Genomic DNA, 17,916 nt, shown 5'->3' with positions numbered 1-17,916 from the left:
GAAAGCGGCGCGTGATGATGACTATCTCCGACAACTGCTCTGCCAATTAGCTCCTCAGTCCCCAGACGCTAACTAACCTTTTGGTGCTTTTGCCCTGCTACTTAAAACGGCAAGCTAAAGCTACCCTACACGGGCCTTACCTTTGCGGTATTATGACTGAGAGACCTGTTCGGGTGCGCTTTGCACCTTCGCCCACCGGGCCGCTGCACATTGGCGGCGTGCGCACGGCGCTTTACAACTACCTGCTGGCCCGCAAGTTGGGCGGCACCATGATACTGCGCATCGAGGATACCGACCAAAATCGGTTTGTGCCCGGCGCTGAGGACTACATCCGCCAGAGCCTCGAATGGGTAGGTATCGAGCTGGACGAAAGCCCCTGGAAGGGCGGCCCGCACGCGCCCTACAAGCAGAGCGAGCGCAAGCCCATGTACCGCGAGTACGCCGACCAGCTCATCCGCGACGGCTACGCCTATTACGCTTTCGACACGCCCGAGGAGCTGGACGTGATGCGCGAGCGCCTGCAAGCCGCCAAGGTGCCTAACCCGCAGTACAACAGCATTACGCGCGCCCAGATGCGCAACTCGCTGACCCTGCCCGAGGACGAGGTGAAGCAGCTGCTCGACAGCGGCACGCCCTACGTGATTCGCCTCAAAGTGCCCCGCAAGGAGGAAGTGCGCTTTCAGGATATGATTCGGGGCTGGGTGGTAGTGCATTCGAGCGCCATCGACGACAAGGTGCTGATGAAGTCGGATGGCATGCCGACCTACCACTTGGCCAACATCGTGGATGACCATTTGATGGATATCTCGCACGTGATTCGGGGCGAGGAATGGCTGCCTTCGGCGCCGCTGCACGTATTACTCTACCGCTACTTGGGCTGGGAGAAGACCATGCCGCAGTTTGCCCACCTACCCCTGTTGCTGAAGCCCGATGGCACCGGCAAGCTCAGCAAGCGTGATGGCGACCGCCTGGGCTTCCCGGTATTTGCCTTGGAATGGCACGGCACCGACGCCGAAACTGGTGCGCCCACCGTGAGCCGCGGCTACCGCGAAGACGGCTACCTGCCCGAGGCGCTGGTCAACTTCCTGGCCTTCCTAGGCTGGAATCCTGGCACATCACAGGAGATTTTCTCAATGGAAGAGTTAATTCAGGCCTTTGAGATTGACCGCGTGAGCAAGTCGCCCGCCAAGTTCGACGTGGCCAAGGCCAAGTGGTACAACGAGCACTACCTGCGGGCCAAGTCCAATGCCGAGCTGGCGCCCTACCTGCTCACGGCTTTGGCCGAGCACGGCATCGAGTGCTCGGAGCAAAAGGCCGAACAAGTGGTAGGCGTGATGAAGGAGCGTGTGAGCTTCCCGCAGGATTTCTGGCAGGAAGCCAAGTACTTCTTCGAAGCCCCGACCGAGTACGACCAAGCCGTTGTCAGCAAAAAGTGGAATGCGCCGGTGAGCGCCGCCTTGGCTGCCTACGCCGACGCCCTACCCGCTAGCTCTGAGCCCAGCGCCAACGCCGAAGTGCTCAAGGCCATCTTCACCCAGAGCATGGAAGCTCAGGGCCTCAAGCCGGGCCAGGTGCTGCAAGCCCTGCGCGTGGCTGTGACGGGCGCCGCCGCCGGCCCCGACCTGTTTGAAACGCTGGCCATCCTGGGTACCGGCGAAGTAGCCCAGCGCCTGCGCGCCGCTGTAGAGCGCCTGGGGTAGTAGCCGCTGCTTTTACTTAAAAAGCCCCGCTGGTTTTGCAAAACCAGCGGGGCTTTTTAAGTAAAAGCAGCGGCTACTACCCCACCGAGGGGGGTAGGGCGCGGCTAGTTGCGCAGCAGCGGCAGTGCCTGCCGCGTACCCGCGCCCTGCACCAGTACCAGGTAAGCGCCCTGGGGAAGCCCGGCCAGGTCGAGCGAGGCTAGTTCGGCGGCGGCTTGCTGCGTGCGCAGCACCCGGCCGGTGAGGTCGAGCACCTGCACGAGGTAGGGCCCAGCTGCGAGGCTGCTCAGGTCGAGCAGCGTGCGGCCCTGGCTGGGGTTGGGGTAGAGCGTGGCGGTGGCTTTGGGAGCCGCGAAACGGACGTTGCGTACGGGGCTAAAAGTGGTAGTGCCATCCACATCTACCTGCCGCAGCCGGTAGTAGAGCGTAGTGGCCCCCAGTTGGCCGGCGCCGTTGTCGGTGAAGCTATAATCGTGCGCACTCAGGCCGTTGCCCTGGCTGCGCACGGTCCCGACTACCTGAAAAGCAGCGCCCGTGAGCGAGCGCTCGACCGTGAAATGGTCGTTGTGCTGCTCGGTAGCCGTGTGCCACGTCACGAGCGCTCCTTGCGGCTCGGCCGCTACGTCGAAGCGCGTAAGCGTGACCGGTAGGGGTTCTGCAATTGTTAATGCAAGGGTGGCCGCGTTGTTACTGGCTTCCTGGTCCGGAATGATAGTGCTCGTTAAGTAGGAGTAGCTGGAGGTCAGCGTTATACTGGTGTTAGTATCTGCTGAGGTAACGAAGTCCAGGTAATTATCCACCTTGCTGCCCACTGGCAGAGACACGGCTGTAAATGTTACCAGGCCCGTTGCTATATCATAGAAGTAGCTGGCCGAAGCGGGTAGGTCGGTACCCGCCGGAAGCTGGAGGGTAGGTGATACATTATCCGCCGTTTCAGTGCCATTGTTGCTCGTTGAAATGATGTAGCTAACCAGGGTGCTGGGTTTAGCCGAAACTGGGCCACTAATGGCGCTGGCCACATCTGCCCCCGTCACATTGATGGTTAGGATGGCTGGGTTTGATTCCTTATCTACTAAATCGCTGATAAAGTAGGGGATTGCCACCTCCCCGGCAAATGTGCCAATGGGCGTGAACGTGACTTCCCCCAAGCTATTAACCTCGAAGGTGCCCTGCCCAGGTACCGTGTACGTTTGCTGAATGCCCGGCGCCGGGTCCAAGTCTACCGACTCAGGCTTTAATTCTGCTCCAATGCCGTGGTCATTGGCTATGACGTTTAATTTAACTGGCTTGTTATAGGGGGTTTGTGTCACGTCGTCCACGGCATAGGGGTTATCTAGAATGGCCAGGCTGCGAATTTCATGGATGTTGGTTTTGTCGCCTGTCGAGCCAGCAAAGCCTACCCGTAGGTTGGCGGGGGGTGCCGTTACCGTATACATATCCGTAGTGGTCGTTACGGTACGGCCGTGTTGCAGGCGAATGGTAATCGTGTAGCCGCCGTTCACCGGGAGCACGTAGAGGTACGCCTTGCGGTAGTCGGGGCTACCTGACTGAGCCCGCGCGGTGGCTACATCGAGCGAGAAGGGCAGGCTAGTGCCAGTTAGATACTTGTAGGCATCTGCGGCAGAGCCCCGCAGGGCCACTGCCTGTGGCTTGAAGCCTACGCCGCCAACCCGGCCCTCATTGTCCTGCGAGTAGTTGCCAAACTCATCGAGACCAATGCCCAGGTAGCCTTTCGATACGCCAGTCAGGGCAGTATACGTGTCTATCTGCGCATAGCCCAGCGAGCCACCGTAGGACCCGATGCTAAACTCGTTTTGGGTTGGGTCGGTGCCATCAGCATCCACCATAAACACGCTGAGGCCATCGGCGCCGGGCGAAGTGCCCCCATACGAAAAGAACTCGAACGAGATGCTGAAGCCCTTGGACGACGGAAATGTGCCATTGAGTACAGCGTAGCCCGCCTGGTTGTTGGTGGCCGAGGTAAGGCGCAGGTAGCCCGGTGCCCCGGTGGTGCCTGTGAGCTCAGCGTTGCCTCCTAAGCTAAAATTAGGAGTAGCCGCATCTGTAAAGGCCTCGTTAATAGGAAATTGTGCCTGAGCTGCCAGGCTGCTGGCCAGGAGGCAACCCGTGGCCGCCAGGGTTGTTAAAAAGCTCCGTGCTTCGCTGGTGCCCCGGCCACGGGCCGGCAAAGGCCGGGTAGCCAACGTGATGGGTAGGGTTTTTTTCATGAGTACCAATAGAGAGGAAATAAGATAACTGTAAGGAAGAATAGCTTACTAAAAATTGCATAAGGGTTATTTGATTACTGTAAAGGTATTGGCCAATACGCTTTAAAAATCTATTTGTCAGCCTTTTGAATGATATTTTTCCTATAAAAACCATTTACTTAGTAACACACTTTTCCTTTTATAGGAAAAGCATAAAAATTTCAGTTAAGAGTTCTACACCTTCCGGCGGCTTGCGGTAAAGCGCGCTGGCGCTAGCCCGAAGCGAAACAGGCCGCGCGCGGGCGGCCTTGCCCCGGCCAAACCCTAGCCCCCGCCCGCGCCGTATGCACAAGGGCACGGCCTAGGGCTCAGTGCCCTTCATTCCCGCTTATTGTATAGAGATGGCTAAAAAACCCACCAAACCCAAGCAAAAAGCCCCCGAGCCTGAGAAGAAGGCCCGCGTGCATAAGGAGCTGGAAGGCTTCGAAATCGGCGTTAATCCGCTGGGCGAAATCACCTCCAACTACTCCATCGAGCAGATAAACCAGTTCCTAGGCCGCCACGTGCGCGACAAGAAGATTGTGCACCGCGAGGGCCAGTTTGGCGAAGAGGCCCAGGCCAAAACCGCCGCCGAAGCCGCCCGCCAGGAAGCCGAAGAATTTGACGCTGCCGAAAGCCCGGAAGAGCCCGAAGAAACCGACGAAGACTTTATGCAGCGCACCAGCCGCGAGGCTAAGCGCAAAAAAGCCGCCGCCACCGACGAAGACGAAGCCGCCGAAACCCGCCGCGAGCTGCCCGACTAACAAGCGGGGGGTAGGGCCGCGTGCGGGTGGCCTGTGTGGCAGCAGGCCCTACCCCCACTGCCAGGTGCGGCGGCTTTACATGGCCCTTACCCGGCTGGTAGAGAGTAATTTGCCATTCTCATACGTCTCTATTTTTTGCAGCACGCCGGCGTCGGAGTAGCTGAGCCACTCGCCGTACCAGTAGAAGTGCATGCCGCCTGGCTCGTCGACTATGCGGGCGTGGCCGCGCCGGGCTACCTGGCCATTGGGGTGGTAGTAGGTGATGTCGCTGAGGCCGTGGCGGTGGTAGCGCTCCTCGCGCAGCAGGGCGTCGCCTACCGGCGCGTAGTAGCGCCAATGGCCCACCGGCCGGCCGTGGCGATAGCGGCCCCGCGTGGAGAGCTGCGAGTTAGCATCGTCTGAGTACACTTTCCAGCGGCCCTGCGGGTCGCCGTGCCGGTCTACGCGGTTGGAGTGCCAGAAGCCGCGCGGGCCGCGGGCGAGGTGCGGGGCGCAGGCCGTAGCCAGCCCACCAAGCAAGACAAACAACAAGACGCGCATAAGGACCGAAGAAAAGAGGCAACTGCCTGCTGAACAACGCGTCAGCCGCTACCTCCAGTATACTGCGATACTCCGCTTTTGGGTTGCGGCCTACCTTTGCGGCTCACCCATTCTCCCTGCTTATGCGCTCCCACGACGTTGACTACCGCATTATTGGCGCCGATATCCAGTTGCTGGAAGTAGAGCTGGACCCCCAGGAAACCGTGATTGCCGAAGCTGGGGCGATGGTGTACATGGAAGAAGCCATCGCGTTTGAAACCAAGATGGGCGATGGCTCCTCGGCCGACCAGAGCATTTTGGGCAAGCTGTTTTCGGCGGGCACCCGGCTTATCACGGGCGAGAGCTTATTTCTGACCCACTTCACCAACCGTGGCAGCACCGGCAAGAGCCGGGTGGCGTTTTCGGCGCCCTACCCCGGCACCATCATCCCGGTAGATCTGGGCACGATGCCCCAGGGCCTGATTGTGCAGAAAGACGGGTTTCTTGCCGCCGCGCGGGGCACCCAAATCAGCGTGCATTTCAACCAGAAATTTGGGGCCGGGCTGTTTGGCGGTGAGGGCTTTATCCTGCAAAAGCTCACCGGCGACGGCAAAGCTTTTGTGCACGCCGGCGGCACCATCATCGAGAAGCACCTGCACAACGAGCTGCTGCGCGTAGACACGGGCTGCGTGGTGGCTTTTGAGCCGGGAATTGACTTTAGCGTGGCGCGGGCCGGGGGCCTCAAGTCGATGATATTTGGGGGCGAGGGGCTATTGCTGGCCACCCTGCGTGGCACCGGCCGCGTCTGGATTCAGTCGATGCCCGTCAAGAAGCTCATTCAGGCGCTGGCTCCCTGGGGTGGCAACGCGCGCAAGGAAAGCGGCACCGCGATGGGCGGCATCCTCGGCGGTTTGTTTGACGAATAATTGCTTGCTGGTTAGCTAGCTGCCGTTTGCCAGGTTATAAATTACCACACCCAGTGCTACGACCAGCGCCACCACTAAAAATCCTACTGCTACGAGCACCCGGCGCGTTGGTGCGCCCTCGGCTTTTAATTGCTTAGCTCCATTGAAGGAGGAACGACGATACTGGCGAGAGGCCGACGAGCTGAGATGAGGAGAGGCCATTGAGGCAGAAGAGCGAAATAGAGGGAAGGGAAAAGTATAAATTTTCTGAATAGGGAGCTAAAGTTACGTGCTGGCGCCAATATCGGATTGCATTTTCGCTGTAAGGACCTAATTACTCGCTCACTACCCCCTGCCAGTAAGCCGCTCGCCGAAAGTGCTTAGTGAGCTTAGCTAACCTTGCAGATTCATCGTTTAGTTTCATTTGGTTGCCTTAGACTGCCCGCATGGATATTGCCTTTGCCCCCAACTACGTGCTGCCGTTGCCACCGGGCCACCGCTTTCCGATGCTCAAATATGAGCTGCTGCCCGAACAATTGCTGCACGAGGGCACGGCCACGGCCAGTGATTTCTTTGTGCCTACCCCCCCGCCGCTGGCCGATGTGCTGCTGACCCACGAGGCCGACTACCTGCACCGCCTGCTGCACGGCCAGCTCACGCGTCCGGAGGAGCGGGCCAGCGGCTTTCCGTGGTCGGCGGCGATGGCCGCGCGCGAAATGACTTTGCTGGGTGGCACCATTGGCTGCGCGCAGCGGGTGCTGGCGGGCGGCGGGGTAGCGCTCAATATTGCGGGCGGCACGCACCACGCCTTTGCCAACCGCCCCGAGGGTTTTTGCCTGCTTAATGACCAGGCGGTGGCGGCCAACTGGCTGCTGACCCACGAGCCGGCGCGGGTGCGCCAGATGTTGATTATTGACCTCGACGTGCACCAGGGCAACGGCACGGCGGCCATTTTCCGGCACGAGCCGCGGGTGTTCACGTTTTCGATGCACGGAGCGCGCAACTTCCCGGGCCGCAAGGAGGTGTCGGACCTCGACTTGGCGCTACACGACGGCCTCGGCGATACCGAGTACCTGGCCCAGCTGGCCGACGTGCTGCCGCGCCTGCTCGACGGCGACTTGTGCCGGCCCGATTTTGTGTTTTACCTCAGCGGCGTCGATGTGCTGGCCACCGATAAGCTCGGCCACCTGGCCCTGAGCCGTGCCGGCTGCCGCCGCCGCGACGAGCTGGTGCTCACGGCCTGCCACCGCCGCGGCCTGCCCGTGGTGATATGCATGGGCGGCGGCTACTCCGAGAAAATAGCCGACATCGTGGAAGCCCACGCTAACACCTACCGCGTGGCCGCCAGCCTCTGGGATTAGGTGAGATGGTGAACTGGTGAGATAATGGAAAGACCATGCGCTCACCATCTCGTCACTCCACCAAAAAAAGCCCCGTTCCAGGGTAGGAGCGGGGCTTTCAACTTAAAAACGGGAGCTATAATTAGCTGCGGTTCGAAGGGCGGTTCGGGTCGTTGTCCGTACCGCTAAAGGTCTTCGAGAACCAGTCTTTGATGTCTTCGATGGCGTGGCCGGTCTTCTGCTGAAGGTTGCCAAACCACTCGTCCTGCTTGCCTTCGTCATAGGTCAGGTCGTCGTCGGTGAGTTGGCCCCACTTCTGTTTGGCAGCACCTTTTACTTCGTTCCAGTTGCCGCGAGCGCGCAGCTCAGTTTGGTCGTTGACCTTATTATCGTTGATGTCCATGAGTGAAAAAAGAAAGAGGTGGGTTATGAGGCTTGTACGGAGGAGGAGGCCGGCAGGTTAGGGGGTAGCGGCCGGAGCCGCTCGGTGCTGGGCGCGCCGGGCCAGGCCGTTGGCTTCACCACCCGCGCCGGGGGTAGGGGCTGCTGCTTCGTCCGTGGCCGTGGGTAAGTCGGCCGGGGTCGTCACGGCTACCGTCGGGGCTAGTAAGTAGATGTCCTGGCCCGAGAAGGAATATGTAGCCCGGCTGCACGAAGCCAATGCGGCCAAAATACCCAGGCAGGCGAGCGTGCGGTAGAAAGCTGGAGTCATAAAAAAAGGGCGAGAAAGAGAGTTGAGTAGAATAGGTCTGGGTGCTGGGCCACCGCTGCGCGGGCGTGGCAGTAAAAACCAAGCGGGCCTAGTTGATGCCGGCCACGAGCGCGGCAATGAGCACCACGTACACGGCCGTGGCCACGCCGTAGCCGCTCCAGGTGCGGCGGTGCTTGGTGCGGTTGGCCTGCTGCCGGTAGCCCTGGGCATAGCTGGCATCCTGGAGCAGGGTGGGGGTAGGGGCCTTGAGGTTGTAGTCGCGCACCCACTGGCTGCTGATAACGGCCGTCGGGGCCAGGCCCAGCAGCGGCCCCAGGTACAGGGTAGAGCCCAGCGCGCCCCAGTAGGCGCCGCTGGCGCGGTAGCAGCGCAGGGCGTCGCGCTGGCCCAGCTGCTGGCGCTGCGGCGAGTTCAGGCCACGCAGCGCCGGGGGGGTAGGGTCGTCATCGGCTACTGAGGCCGGGGCGGTCAATACCTCGCGGGTGCCGTTGGCGTAGCGCACCAAAAAGACACTGGCTACGGGCAGGTGCAGGGTATCGGGGGGGGTAGGGGCGGCGGGCAGGTAGGTGAGCTCGGTGGGCGTGATGGTGAGCACCCGGCCGCTCACTTCCTGGCCGGTGGTGAGCAGCAGCACGTCGGTAGCGGCGGGGGCGGCCGGCTGCTGGGCCTGGGCCGCCGGGCAGGTGCCCAGCAGCCCGGCCAGGAACGTCAATCGGAGAAAAGTAGCGCGTAAGTTCATAGCAAATAAGGTTTTACAGGTAAGTTAATTATGTCGGCTATTGAACCCGATGAGCAGGCTGATGCGCGCCCCGCCGTGGCCGGGCACCACGGCCAGGTTGATTGGAAAATTGATGCCGTTGGAGCGGAACGAGGTGCCCACCGCCAGCACGATATCGGCGCCCAGCGGCGTCACATTGGGCCCCAGCCCAAACTCAAGACCATTGGGCCCGCGCAGGCCCAGCAGCCCGCTCACGCTCGGAATAAACTTGCCCTGCTCCAGCCCGCCCACCAGCGGCACCAGCTCCACGAGGCCGCTCACGCCGTTGGGCAGCCGAAACAGCCGCGATTCAAACTGCCAGCCAAACTGCGTCATGAAGGGGTTGAGGTCGCTCACGTGGTCGCGGGCGCGGTTCAGCACGCCATCGGTGAGCACGGTGAAGCCCAGGCGCGGCCCGCTCAGGTGCACGGGCTCCTGGCTCAGCTCGTCGCCGGGCACGGGGTTGCCACCGGCCGGCAGCGGGGGGGTAGGGGCCGGCGCGGTGCCCAGCAGGCCGGTCGCGGGCAGGGTCGTGCCGGGGGGGAGGGGCGTCAGGATTTCCTGCGTGCCGTTGGCGTACTTGATGCGGAAGACGTCGGTTTTGCGCACGCTGATGAGCGGCCCGTCGGGGTTGTCGAAGCGGTGGTATTTCACCAGCTCCGGGGTTATTTCCAGCACCTTGACCAGCACTTCGGTGCCGTCGCGGCGGGTGAGCAGGTCCTGGGCGGCGGCCGGGTGGGCCAGCAGCGCCGTGAGCAGCAGGGCCGCGGCAAGTAGCAAGCGTTTCATAAGCGGGGGGTAGGGGTGAAGTGTGAGCCGAAGCTAGCGGCCTACCCCTGCCCCCCGCCAGGCGACTTTGCCGCGCGTGGGACTTTACTTTAGCACTTGTTTCCGAAGTAAGTAATTGAAATAAAGTAGATTAAGCTGATGTTTATCTGATTTTAATAATATATTTTTGGGAGTATCTTTGGCCGAGTAGGGGCGGTGGTAAGCCGGTCGCCGCGCCTACCCCCGCTCCCATGGACGACCTGCGCCTAACGCTGCAAACCCTACCCCCAGACGACCGCCGCGACCTGGCTCAGTTTATTCAGTGGCAGCGCCGCCGCGCCACCGGCCGCCAGGACCTGCGCCTGCTCGACCTGTTACTGCATCCCAAGGAGTATAAGTCGGAGGAATTGATAAAAAAGCTCTACCCCGACGAGCCTAACCCCGTGGCGTACTACGCCTTGCGCAAGCGGCTCTTCAAGCATCTCACCGAGTTTTTGCTGCTGCGCCAGCGCCAGCAAGATGCCACGGCCGCCACCTCGGTGCGCGGGCAGCTCACGCTGGCCCAGTACCTGTTTGGGGCCGGCGTGCCGCGCCTGGCCTGGAACGTGCTGCGCAAAGCCGAAAAGCTGGGCCTCGACAACGAGCAGTACGAGCCCCTGAACGCGGTGTACAACGTGCAGATTGAGCACGCCCACTCGCCCCACGCCGAGCCGCTGGCCGCTATCATCGAGCGCCGCCACCGCAATAAAAAAGCCGCCGACGAGGAGGAGCGCGCCGGCATTGCCGATGCGCTGCTGCGCCAGCGCGTGCGTCAGGCCCGTCTACACGGCCGCGGCGCCGTGCCAGTCGATGAGCTGGTGCGTAGTGTGCTGAAAGAGTACGACTTGCAGGAGGCCTTTGCCCGCTCGCCCGCGCTGCTGTGCCGGCTGCTGAGCATTGCGCGGCACGCTATGCTGGTGCGCGGCGATTTTGCCACGTTTGCGCCCTTCATCGAGCGCTGCTACGGGCTGATGGAGCGCCGCCACGGCTTCGCGCCTGCCCACCGCGGCCACCAGTTGCGGCTGCTCTACATGCTGGCCCACGCGCTGTACCGGGCGCGGCGCTTTACCGAGTCGGTGGCGTACCTAGAGCAAGGCCTGGCGGTGCTGGCCGCCGCGCCGGGCCGGCAGTTCACGGAGGTGGGGCCGCGCTTTACCTTTCTGCTGGCCGCCAACTACGCGTTTTTGAATCGTAATCGCGAAAGTATCAGTCTGCTGTGCGCTGCGCTGAAAGCCAAGCCGGCGCTCCTGCCCGCCGACCAGCTCACGGCGCGCTTGCAGCTCACCTTCCACTATTTCGCCGAAGGCCAGTTTGCCAAAGCCAACCAAACCCTCATCAGCCTCGACTGCACCGACCACTGGCTGGAGCAGAATATGGGCCTGGAGTGGCTGCTGAACCACAACATCGGCGAGGTGCTCATTCAGCTGGAGCTCGACAACCCCGAGCAGGCCCTGCTGCGCCTACGCTCCATCGAGCGGCGCCTGCACGAGCAATTTCCGGCTACCGCCGCCACCGCCGATGCGCCGCCTACCCCCCTCGGCGGGCCCTACCACGCAGTGGTATGCTACCTGGCGCTGGTGCGCGAGATTATCGACAACCCGGCCGTGGCCCCTACCCCCGATTTTGCCACTCGCGTGGCCACCATGCCGGCTTTCTTATCCGAGGAACGTGAAGACTTACAGGTGATTAGCTTTTATGCCTGGCTGCGGGCGCGGGCGTTGGGGCGGCCTTACTATGAGGTGCTGCTGCAAGTGAGCAGTAAGTAGGAGTCGTCCTCCACGGGGCACCACACCCCCTAGCCCCCTCTCCCGTGGAGAGGGGAACTAGCCTCTAGCTCTAGACTAAAACTAAAAACTAGTTCCCCCTCTCCACGGGAGAGGGGGCTAGGGGGTGAGGTAGCCGTCAGGGCAATACCCCTACGCCACCGTGCCGCCGCAGCTCGAGCCCGCACCGGCCGTGCAGCCGTAGCAGTGCTGGTTGACCACGATGGGCCGCCGGGCCAGGGCATCGGCGTCGAAGTCGCGGATGTGCTGGCTGGTGCTGGCCACGTGCAGGTCGAGCATCTGGTTGAAGTCGCAGTCGTAGAGGCCGCCGTCCCAGCCCACCGAAATGGTGTCGCGGCACATCACGCCGGCCGCCGCCGTGGGGTTGAAGGCGTTCACCAGCTTCTCCATGTAGCCCGCGTAGTTGCCCGACTCCACCAGGTAGTCGAGGAAGCGGCTCACCGGCAGGTTGGTGATGGCAAACAGGCTGTTGAACACGATGCCGTGGTCCTTGAGCAGCGCCTGCTTGAACTGCCGCTCCAGCGCCACCTGCGGGCCGGGCATAAAGGCGCCGGCCGGGTTATACACCAGATTCAAAATGAGGCCGCTATCCGGCTGGCCATAGCCCACGGCATTCAGCATTTTGAGTGCTTTAATGGAGTCGTCGAACACGCCATCGCCGCGCTGGCGGTCGGTTTTGTCGGCCGAGTAGAAGGGGAGCGAGCTGGCCACTTCCACGCCGTGTTTCTTGAAAAACTCGGGCAGGTCGTGGTACTTCTTGTTGGCTACGATGATAGTCAAATTGCAGCGCACCAGCACTTTGCGGCCCAGCTTGCTGATTTCCTCCACAAACCACCGGAAGTCGGGGTTCATCTCGGGCGCGCCGCCGGTAAGGTCCACCGTGGGGATGTCGGTAGCGGCCAGCGCGTTGAGGCAGAGCTGCATCGTCTCGCGGGTCATGATTTCCTTGCGGTCGGGGCCGGCATCCACGTGGCAGTGCTTGCACACCTGGTTGCACATCTTGCCCACGTTGATTTGGAGTACCGCCGGCAGCACCGGCTTCAGCGGAAACAGCCCAACTTCCTGCATTTTCTGGTGGAAGGGCGGCAGGTGCAGCACATCCACCACTTCCTGGCGCAGTACGGTGAGCTGGAAAGCCGAGTCGGCGAGCTGGTTGCCGGTGGCTTTGAGAGATTTTATCATACAGGATAAAAGCAGGCGAATAGGCTTTTAAGCAAAAAAGAACGTCATGCAGAGCGCAGCGAAGCATCTCGCTCGAATCGTCAGGTTAGTAACCCTAGCGGCGCGAGCGAGATGCTTCGCTGCGCTCTGCATGACGTTCTTTTAAACAACACTTACATGGATAACTCTTTGACTTTGTTCATCATCTGCACGCCGTGCACCAGGGTGGCGCCGCCGCGAATGGCGGCGGCCACGTGCACGGCCTCCATCATTTCGGGCTCGGTGCAGCCTTTTTCGAGCGTGTCGGCCGAGTAGGCGTCGATGCAGTAGGGGCACTGCACGGCGTGGGCCACGGCCAGGGCGATGAGCGACTTTTCGCGGGCAGTGAGGGCGCCTTCGGCAAACACCGCGCCGTAATAGGCGAAGAATTTATCGGCAAATTCCTTCTGAAACTCGCCGATGTTACCGAATTTCTTGAGGTCGGCGGGATTGTAATAGGTTTCCATGCGCAGGTTTTAAGTAAATACGCTAAAAGGGGGTAGGGTAGATTCTAAAGAGGGTTTACTCGTAGAAGTTCCGCAAGCGGCGCTGGCTGGTGCGCACCACCCAGTCGCCGAGGCGCGGCAACAGCGTGTGCACCACCAAAATGAGCTGCCCGAGCGCCGAAATAACCGTGCGCCGCTTTCGCCGCCGCACGTGCCGCAAGATAATGGCCGCCACCTCGGCCTGCGACTTCTGCCAGCGCGCCGAGCGGTGCGCAATGGGCACGGGCTGGCCGGCCGCGTCGAGCACGCGCTTGTCGGGGTCATTTTGCGTGAAGCCGATGTGCACCACCCCGAAGTGCACGCCCGTGTCGGCCAGCTCCAGGCGCAGGGTGTGGGCGAGGTTGGCCAGCGCGGCCTTGCCGGCGCAGTAGGCCGAGCCGCTGGGCATGCCATTGAGGGCCGAAATGGACGAGATAAACGTGACGCTGCCCTTCGCCCGGACGAGGTGGGGTAGGGCCGCCTTGAGCGGGAATACCGAGCCGTACACGTTGCTGTCGAGCACCTGCCGGAACACCTCGGGCGTCATGTCGCGGAAGTAGGCGCGCATCGAAATGCTGGCGTTGGTGACCAGGATGTCGAGCCGGCCGAAGGTGTCTATCGCGGTGGCAATGAGGCGCTCGGCGGCGGCGTAGTCCGTCACGTCGGCCAGGCAGGCGGCCACCTGGTAGCCCTCGGCGGCCAGGGCCAGGCGGGTGGCTTCGAGGCGGGCTGGTTGTAGGCCATTGAGCACCACGGCCGCGCCCTGCCGGCAAAACGCCCGCGCCGTTTCGCGCCCGATGCCCGACTCGGAGCCGGTAATGAGCGCCACCTGGCCCGCCAGCAGGCCAGCTTTTTTAGCGGACATAGCCGTGGGTTTTAAACCAGGCAAAGGCATCGGCCACAGCTTGTTGAATGGAAGTTTGGGGGAGCGCCAATTCGGTGCGGGCTTTTTGGGCAGTGAAGTAGTGGCCGTCGTTGGCCACGCTGGTCATGGCCGAGTTGACCTGGGCCAGGCGGCCGGTGAGGCGGGCTTGGAGGTCGCAAGCTGCACCATAAAAGTTAGCCAGCACCGGCAGCACCGGCCAGCGCGGGGGCCCTACCCCCATGATTTCGGCCATTAAAACAAAGGCTTCTTTGTAGCTCAAATTCTCATTACCCAAAATGTACGACTCGCCCACGCGGCCCATCGTCAAAGCGTTGACGGTGGCCACGGCCACGTCGCGCACTTGCACGTAGTTTTTGCCGCCCAGCGGGTAGCCGGGCAGGCGGCCGGCCAGCAGCTCCAGCAGCAGCGCGCCCGAGGTGGGCCGGGCGTCGCCGGGGCCCAGCATAAACGTGGGGTGCACCAGCACGGCGGGCAGCTGCGCGCGGGCCACGGCGGCCAGCACGCGGTCGGTGGCGGCTCGCTTGCTGTCCATGTAGTCGAGGCCGTAGCGGCGGCCGGCGTAGGGCCGGGTTTCGTCGCCGGGCCGCTGCTTCGAGCCGAAGCCGAAGACGTTGGCCGTGCCCACGTACACGAAGCGCCCTACCCCCCCTTGGTGCGCCAGGCACAGCGCCTGCTCGGTGCCCCCGAGGTTGGCGGCGCGCACGGCGCGGCTGCGGGCGGGGTTCACCTGCGCCAGCGCGGCGGTGTGGATAATGGCCCCGCAACCGCCGATGGTGTCGGCCATTTCGCCCTTTCGGACCACGCGGGTTAGGTCAACTTCGCATACCTCGATGGGCAACGACTGCAAGGGGGGTAGGGCCGCCGGTGCCGCGCTGCCGGGCCGCACCAGCGCCCGCACGGGGTAGCCGCGGCGCAGCAGCTCGGCCACGAGGTGGCGGCCCAAGAAGCCGTTGGCGCCGGTCACGAGCACGCGGGGAAGCGGGGGCGGCGGCAGCATCAGCGGTAGTTGAGCAGGGCCTTGTAGGTGCGGGCAATGCGCGGCGGCGGCAACTTGAGGAAGTACATGGCAAAGGCCGTGAGGTTGGCCAGCTGCACGCGCAGCCAGCCGTTGGTTTCGTACTTGCGGGCCGACACCACGACCTCCTGCGGCACGATAAAGAACGAGGCGACCCGGCGAATTCGCTGAATAATCTCGAAGTCCTCCATTATCACAAACCGCTCATTGAACCCACCCAACTGTTCAAACAGCGCCCGCGTGACGAACAGCGTCTGGTCGCCCCCGCGGCTCATAATTCCCTTAAAGCGAGTGCCGTAGCTATTGATGCGCAGCAGCGGGTGCGTCGAGTCGAACCGGAAGCGGTAGCAGCCCGCCGCGTGCCCCCGCGCCACGGCCGCCGCAATAGTGGCCGCGTAGTCGGGGTGAATGCCTACGTCGGCGTGCACGAAGTAGAGAATGCTGCCCCGCGCCTGGCGGGCACCGTGGTTCATTTGGGCGGCGCGGCCGGGCTTGGGCGCGGGCAGCACCGTGGCCCCGGCCTGGCGGGCGGCGGCGGCGGTGCCGTCGGGGCTATTGGCGTCCACCACCAGGATTTCCACCGCCTCGGCCGGGGCGTGGCGGCGCAGCTCGGCCACCAGGCGACCGATGTTGGCGGCTTCGTTGTAGGTGGGGATGATGACGCTAAGCATGGGGGGTAGGGGTTTCATGAGGCGCCCCGGCCGCACGAACTTCCGCACGAATTTCTGAAGTTCAGGTTTTTCATTCTCAAAACGCCTCGCCCACGGTCAGGTAAAAGCCGCTCGACTTGTGCCCTAGGCCGTAGTCGAGGCGCACGTTGAGGTGGTCGCGGCGGTTGGCCACGAAGCGCAGGCCCGCGCCGTAAGCGCCTTTGGGGTCGTTGAGGCGCAGCAGCGTCTGGCCGTCGCCCAGGGTGCCCACGCCGCCGAAGACGACCGCGCCCAGCCGCTTGTACACGTCGAAGCGCAGCTCGGCCTGGGCCAGGGCGGCATTCTGGTCGCGGTAGCGGCCCTCGTAGTAGCCGCGCAGTCGCCGCGAGCCGCCCAGCAGCGACAGCGCATTGAAGGGAGCCGTGCCCGCAATGAAGCTGCCGTAGATGTTGCCGGCCAGCACGGCGTGCGGCCCCAAGGCGCGGTAGCCCGACACGTCGGCCACGTAGCGGTCGAAGCGGGTGGTTTCGCCGGCCGGGCCCGCGCCTGCGGCCCGGTTGCGGATGAAGGCGCTGAGGTCGGCCACCACGCCTTTGGTGGGGAAGAAAACATTGTCGCGCGAGTCGTAGAACACGCCCAGGCCGCCGTCGGTGAGGCGGCTACCCAGGCCACCGGGCACGGCGCCGCTGGCCAGCAGGCCGCCCGCCTCCACACTGCTTACGCGATAGTCTTCATACTGGTAGCGCAGGCCGGCGTAGAGCTTGCCCGGCCCTACCCCCTGCCCCACGCGCCGAAACGCATTAACCCGCACCCTCGGAAAATTGACACCATACAGCTCGCGCGGCACCTCGCGCTGGCCCAGGCCGTAGAAGTAATAGTTGTAACGGTAGTAGCCGGCCTCGCCGTAGGCGTAGTACTTGTTGTGGTCGTAAAAAACCTGAAACGGCAGGTACAGCAGCAGCTGGCGATTTTGGGTGTAGGCCAGGGCCAGCGTGAACTGCGAGGGCCGGGCGGCGGCAAAGCCATCGTCGCGCCGGAAGTGTACCGTGGCCGTGGCCGCCACGCCGTAGGCCAGCCGGGTTTCGGGCGTGTAGTACACCAGCGGCACCGGAATCAGGGCCACGCGCCGGGGGTGCATGGTGTCGGCGGGGGCCGGGGTGGCGAGGCCGAGCAGCGCGAGGGTAAGGAGCATGGGGGTAGGGAGGACTGCTTACCCTACGAAATTGCGGCGGGGCCGGGGTTTTAAGAAGGGGAGAATCTTTTATAGTCCCGTCTCTCGTACATACTGGTAATGAATCAATTTATGAAAACCTCGACCATTGCGGCGCTAGCTCTGACCGCCGGCACGCTCACCGCCGTGGCCGTGGTGGTGCCCGGCCTCAACCCCGTGCCTACCCCCACCTACGCGGTGGCCGCCGCCAGCGCCGTAGTGGACCACGGCGCCTTCGACAAGCTGCTGCACAAGCACGTCAATGCCCAAGGCCTCGTCGATTATATGGGCTTTAAGGCCGATGAGGCGGCCTTCAACCAATACTTGGCGCTGCTGAGCAAGAACCCGCCCGCCGCCAACTGGCCCAAAAACGACCAGATGGCCTACTGGATTAACGCCTACAATGCCTACACTATCCGCCTTATCCTGGACCATTACCCGGTCGAGAGCATCAAGGACATTGGCTCGAAAATCAAGATTCCGTTTGTGACCACGCCCTGGGCGGCCAAGTTTTTCAGCATTGGCGGCGAGAAGATGAGCCTCGACAACATCGAGCATGGCATCCTGCGCAAGAAATTTGACGACCCGCGCATCCACTTTTCGCTTGTATGCGCCTCCATGTCGTGCCCCCGATTGCGCAACGAGGCTTACGCCGCCGACAAGCTCAACGCCCAGCTCGACGACCAAGGCCACGATTTCCTGAACAACCCGGCCAAAAATAAGATTGGGAAGTCAGCCGCGCAGCTTTCGAAATATTTCGACTGGTACAAAGGCGATTGGGAGAAAAACGGCCAGTCGGTGGTGAAGTGGGTCGATAAGTATTCGACCACCAAAATCGACGGCAGCACCAAGATTTCTTACCTCGATTACAACTGGAGCCTGAACAAACAGTAGAGATTGTAGCATAAGCGTTAGCTTGTGCATTATCCAGCCGGC

19 protein-coding genes are annotated in these 17,916 nt (G+C 62.5%); 6 read left to right on the top strand and 13 right to left on the bottom strand.

All coding sequences use genetic code 11. The features are described from left to right. The first annotated feature begins 152 nt into the window (after positions 1 to 152). Positions 153 to 1,700 carry a glutamate--tRNA ligase gene (gene gltX / locus E4631_RS14135; RefSeq protein WP_133659341.1) on the top strand — a complete coding sequence of 516 codons (1,548 nt, stop codon included), beginning with the start codon at positions 153 to 155 and terminating at the stop codon, positions 1,698 to 1,700. A gap of 104 nt (positions 1,701 to 1,804) precedes the next feature. On the opposite strand, the gene E4631_RS14130 is transcribed toward gltX, so the two are convergent. Next, entirely contained in the window at positions 1,805 to 3,928 is a 2,124-nt protein-coding gene (locus tag E4631_RS14130) for a T9SS type A sorting domain-containing protein (protein ID WP_133659340.1), read from the bottom strand. Positions 3,929 to 4,308: 380 nt separating this feature from the next. On the opposite strand from E4631_RS14130, the gene E4631_RS14125 reads away from it, so the two are divergent. Further along, on the top strand, positions 4,309 to 4,710 hold the full coding sequence (locus tag E4631_RS14125) for a hypothetical protein (RefSeq protein ID WP_133659339.1): 402 nt from the start codon (positions 4,309 to 4,311) through the stop codon (positions 4,708 to 4,710). Between the two features lie 75 nt (positions 4,711 to 4,785). Here the strand turns inward: E4631_RS14125 and E4631_RS14120 are convergent, their stop codons facing one another. Beyond that, on the bottom strand, positions 4,786 to 5,250 hold the full coding sequence (locus tag E4631_RS14120) for a toxin-antitoxin system YwqK family antitoxin (protein ID WP_133659338.1): 465 nt from the start codon (positions 5,248 to 5,250) through the stop codon (positions 4,786 to 4,788). A gap of 122 nt (positions 5,251 to 5,372) precedes the next feature. Between E4631_RS14120 and E4631_RS14115 the strand changes: the two genes are divergently transcribed. Then, positions 5,373 to 6,155: a TIGR00266 family protein gene (locus E4631_RS14115; RefSeq protein WP_133659337.1), complete on the top strand. Its 783-nt coding sequence runs from the start codon at positions 5,373 to 5,375 to the stop codon at positions 6,153 to 6,155. Between the two features lie 15 nt (positions 6,156 to 6,170). On the opposite strand, the gene E4631_RS14110 is transcribed toward E4631_RS14115, so the two are convergent. Then, a complete protein-coding gene (locus E4631_RS14110) occupies positions 6,171 to 6,356 on the bottom strand; it encodes a hypothetical protein (RefSeq protein ID WP_133659336.1) in 186 nt (61 codons plus the stop codon). A 224-nt stretch (positions 6,357 to 6,580) separates the two neighbouring features. On the opposite strand from E4631_RS14110, the gene E4631_RS14105 reads away from it, so the two are divergent. Next, positions 6,581 to 7,495 (top strand): histone deacetylase, encoded by a 915-nt coding sequence (locus E4631_RS14105; RefSeq protein ID WP_133659335.1) that lies wholly within the window; start codon positions 6,581 to 6,583, stop codon positions 7,493 to 7,495. A 121-nt stretch (positions 7,496 to 7,616) separates the two neighbouring features. Here E4631_RS14105 and E4631_RS14100 read toward each other — a convergent pair whose 3' ends face one another. The 4 genes from E4631_RS14100 to E4631_RS14085 form a co-directional block, all read right to left on the bottom strand. After that, positions 7,617 to 7,877, bottom strand: coding sequence for a CsbD family protein (locus tag E4631_RS14100; RefSeq protein ID WP_133659334.1), 261 nt, complete (start codon positions 7,875 to 7,877; stop codon positions 7,617 to 7,619). Between the two features lie 57 nt (positions 7,878 to 7,934). Beyond that, a complete protein-coding gene (locus tag E4631_RS14095) occupies positions 7,935 to 8,186 on the bottom strand; it encodes a hypothetical protein (RefSeq protein ID WP_133659333.1) in 252 nt (83 codons plus the stop codon). A gap of 88 nt (positions 8,187 to 8,274) precedes the next feature. After that, positions 8,275 to 8,925: a hypothetical protein gene (locus E4631_RS14090; protein ID WP_133659332.1), complete on the bottom strand. Its 651-nt coding sequence runs from the start codon at positions 8,923 to 8,925 to the stop codon at positions 8,275 to 8,277. Positions 8,926 to 8,949: 24 nt separating this feature from the next. Continuing rightward, the gene (locus E4631_RS14085) at positions 8,950 to 9,732 is read right to left on the bottom strand and encodes a hypothetical protein (RefSeq protein WP_133659331.1); all 783 of its coding nucleotides are present in this window, start codon (positions 9,730 to 9,732) and stop codon (positions 8,950 to 8,952) included. A gap of 230 nt (positions 9,733 to 9,962) precedes the next feature. Between E4631_RS14085 and E4631_RS14080 the strand changes: the two genes are divergently transcribed. Further along, entirely contained in the window at positions 9,963 to 11,516 is a 1,554-nt protein-coding gene (locus E4631_RS14080) for a hypothetical protein (protein WP_133659330.1), read from the top strand. 150 nt (positions 11,517 to 11,666) lie between these two features. On the opposite strand, the gene arsS is transcribed toward E4631_RS14080, so the two are convergent. From arsS to E4631_RS14050, 6 genes are all read right to left on the bottom strand, one after another. Beyond that, positions 11,667 to 12,713 carry an arsenosugar biosynthesis radical SAM (seleno)protein ArsS gene (gene arsS, locus E4631_RS14075; protein WP_133659355.1) on the bottom strand — a complete coding sequence of 349 codons (1,047 nt, stop codon included), beginning with the start codon at positions 12,711 to 12,713 and terminating at the stop codon, positions 11,667 to 11,669. 155 nt (positions 12,714 to 12,868) lie between these two features. Then, positions 12,869 to 13,201 (bottom strand): arsenosugar biosynthesis-associated peroxidase-like protein, encoded by a 333-nt coding sequence (locus E4631_RS14070; protein ID WP_068229436.1) that lies wholly within the window; start codon positions 13,199 to 13,201, stop codon positions 12,869 to 12,871. A gap of 55 nt (positions 13,202 to 13,256) precedes the next feature. After that, complete coding sequence (locus tag E4631_RS14065) at positions 13,257 to 14,084, bottom strand: SDR family oxidoreductase (RefSeq protein ID WP_240734914.1); 828 nt, start codon at positions 14,082 to 14,084, stop codon at positions 13,257 to 13,259. Continuing rightward, complete coding sequence (locus E4631_RS14060; protein ID WP_133659328.1) at positions 14,074 to 15,102, bottom strand: NAD-dependent epimerase/dehydratase family protein; 1,029 nt, start codon at positions 15,100 to 15,102, stop codon at positions 14,074 to 14,076. Before E4631_RS14060 ends, E4631_RS14065 begins: the two co-directional genes overlap by 11 nt. Further along, positions 15,102 to 15,809, bottom strand: a complete 708-nt coding sequence (locus tag E4631_RS14055) for a TIGR04283 family arsenosugar biosynthesis glycosyltransferase (protein ID WP_133659327.1) — start codon at positions 15,807 to 15,809, stop codon at positions 15,102 to 15,104. The genes E4631_RS14060 and E4631_RS14055 overlap by 1 nt, the downstream gene beginning before the upstream one ends. A 58-nt stretch (positions 15,810 to 15,867) precedes the next feature. Next, positions 15,868 to 16,962 (bottom strand): BamA/TamA family outer membrane protein, encoded by a 1,095-nt coding sequence (locus E4631_RS14050; protein WP_133659326.1) that lies wholly within the window; start codon positions 16,960 to 16,962, stop codon positions 15,868 to 15,870. Between the two features lie 111 nt (positions 16,963 to 17,073). Here E4631_RS14050 and E4631_RS14045 point away from each other — a divergent pair, with 111 nt between their 5' ends. Next, complete coding sequence (locus tag E4631_RS14045; protein ID WP_133659325.1) at positions 17,074 to 17,874, top strand: DUF547 domain-containing protein; 801 nt, start codon at positions 17,074 to 17,076, stop codon at positions 17,872 to 17,874. Positions 17,875 to 17,916 lie beyond the last annotated feature (42 nt).

Origin of the sequence: Hymenobacter sp. UV11 (assembly GCF_004684095.1) — a bacterium.
Lineage (GTDB): Bacteria > Bacteroidota > Bacteroidia > Cytophagales > Hymenobacteraceae > Hymenobacter.
Note: the sequence above shows the minus strand (reverse complement) of the source record. Positions and strands in the feature narration are given on the sequence as shown.

What these genes read in the sequence shown, in the direction of transcription:
- E4631_RS14120 (WP_133659338.1), bottom strand. Translation starts at nt 5,250, where the DNA reads ATGCGCGTCTTGTTGTTTGTCTTGCTTGGTGGGCTGGCTACGGCCTGC.
- E4631_RS14115 (WP_133659337.1), top strand. Translation starts at nt 5,373, where the DNA reads ATGCGCTCCCACGACGTTGACTACCGCATTATTGGCGCCGATATCCAG.
- E4631_RS14090 (WP_133659332.1), bottom strand. Translation starts at nt 8,925, where the DNA reads ATGAACTTACGCGCTACTTTTCTCCGATTGACGTTCCTGGCCGGGCTG.
- E4631_RS14080 (WP_133659330.1), top strand. Translation starts at nt 9,963, where the DNA reads ATGGACGACCTGCGCCTAACGCTGCAAACCCTACCCCCAGACGACCGC.
- E4631_RS14125 (WP_133659339.1), top strand. Translation starts at nt 4,309, where the DNA reads ATGGCTAAAAAACCCACCAAACCCAAGCAAAAAGCCCCCGAGCCTGAG.
- E4631_RS14045 (WP_133659325.1), top strand. Translation starts at nt 17,074, where the DNA reads ATGAAAACCTCGACCATTGCGGCGCTAGCTCTGACCGCCGGCACGCTC.
- E4631_RS14085 (WP_133659331.1), bottom strand. Translation starts at nt 9,732, where the DNA reads ATGAAACGCTTGCTACTTGCCGCGGCCCTGCTGCTCACGGCGCTGCTG.
- E4631_RS14050 (WP_133659326.1), bottom strand. Translation starts at nt 16,962, where the DNA reads ATGCTCCTTACCCTCGCGCTGCTCGGCCTCGCCACCCCGGCCCCCGCC.
- E4631_RS14100 (WP_133659334.1), bottom strand. Translation starts at nt 7,877, where the DNA reads ATGGACATCAACGATAATAAGGTCAACGACCAAACTGAGCTGCGCGCT.
- gltX (WP_133659341.1), top strand. Translation starts at nt 153, where the DNA reads ATGACTGAGAGACCTGTTCGGGTGCGCTTTGCACCTTCGCCCACCGGG.
- E4631_RS14065 (WP_240734914.1), bottom strand. Translation starts at nt 14,084, where the DNA reads ATGTCCGCTAAAAAAGCTGGCCTGCTGGCGGGCCAGGTGGCGCTCATT.
- E4631_RS14060 (WP_133659328.1), bottom strand. Translation starts at nt 15,102, where the DNA reads ATGCTGCCGCCGCCCCCGCTTCCCCGCGTGCTCGTGACCGGCGCCAAC.
- E4631_RS14110 (WP_133659336.1), bottom strand. Translation starts at nt 6,356, where the DNA reads ATGGCCTCTCCTCATCTCAGCTCGTCGGCCTCTCGCCAGTATCGTCGT.
- E4631_RS14105 (WP_133659335.1), top strand. Translation starts at nt 6,581, where the DNA reads ATGGATATTGCCTTTGCCCCCAACTACGTGCTGCCGTTGCCACCGGGC.
- E4631_RS14130 (WP_133659340.1), bottom strand. Translation starts at nt 3,928, where the DNA reads ATGAAAAAAACCCTACCCATCACGTTGGCTACCCGGCCTTTGCCGGCC.
- E4631_RS14070 (WP_068229436.1), bottom strand. Translation starts at nt 13,201, where the DNA reads ATGGAAACCTATTACAATCCCGCCGACCTCAAGAAATTCGGTAACATC.
- E4631_RS14095 (WP_133659333.1), bottom strand. Translation starts at nt 8,186, where the DNA reads ATGACTCCAGCTTTCTACCGCACGCTCGCCTGCCTGGGTATTTTGGCC.
- E4631_RS14055 (WP_133659327.1), bottom strand. Translation starts at nt 15,809, where the DNA reads ATGAAACCCCTACCCCCCATGCTTAGCGTCATCATCCCCACCTACAAC.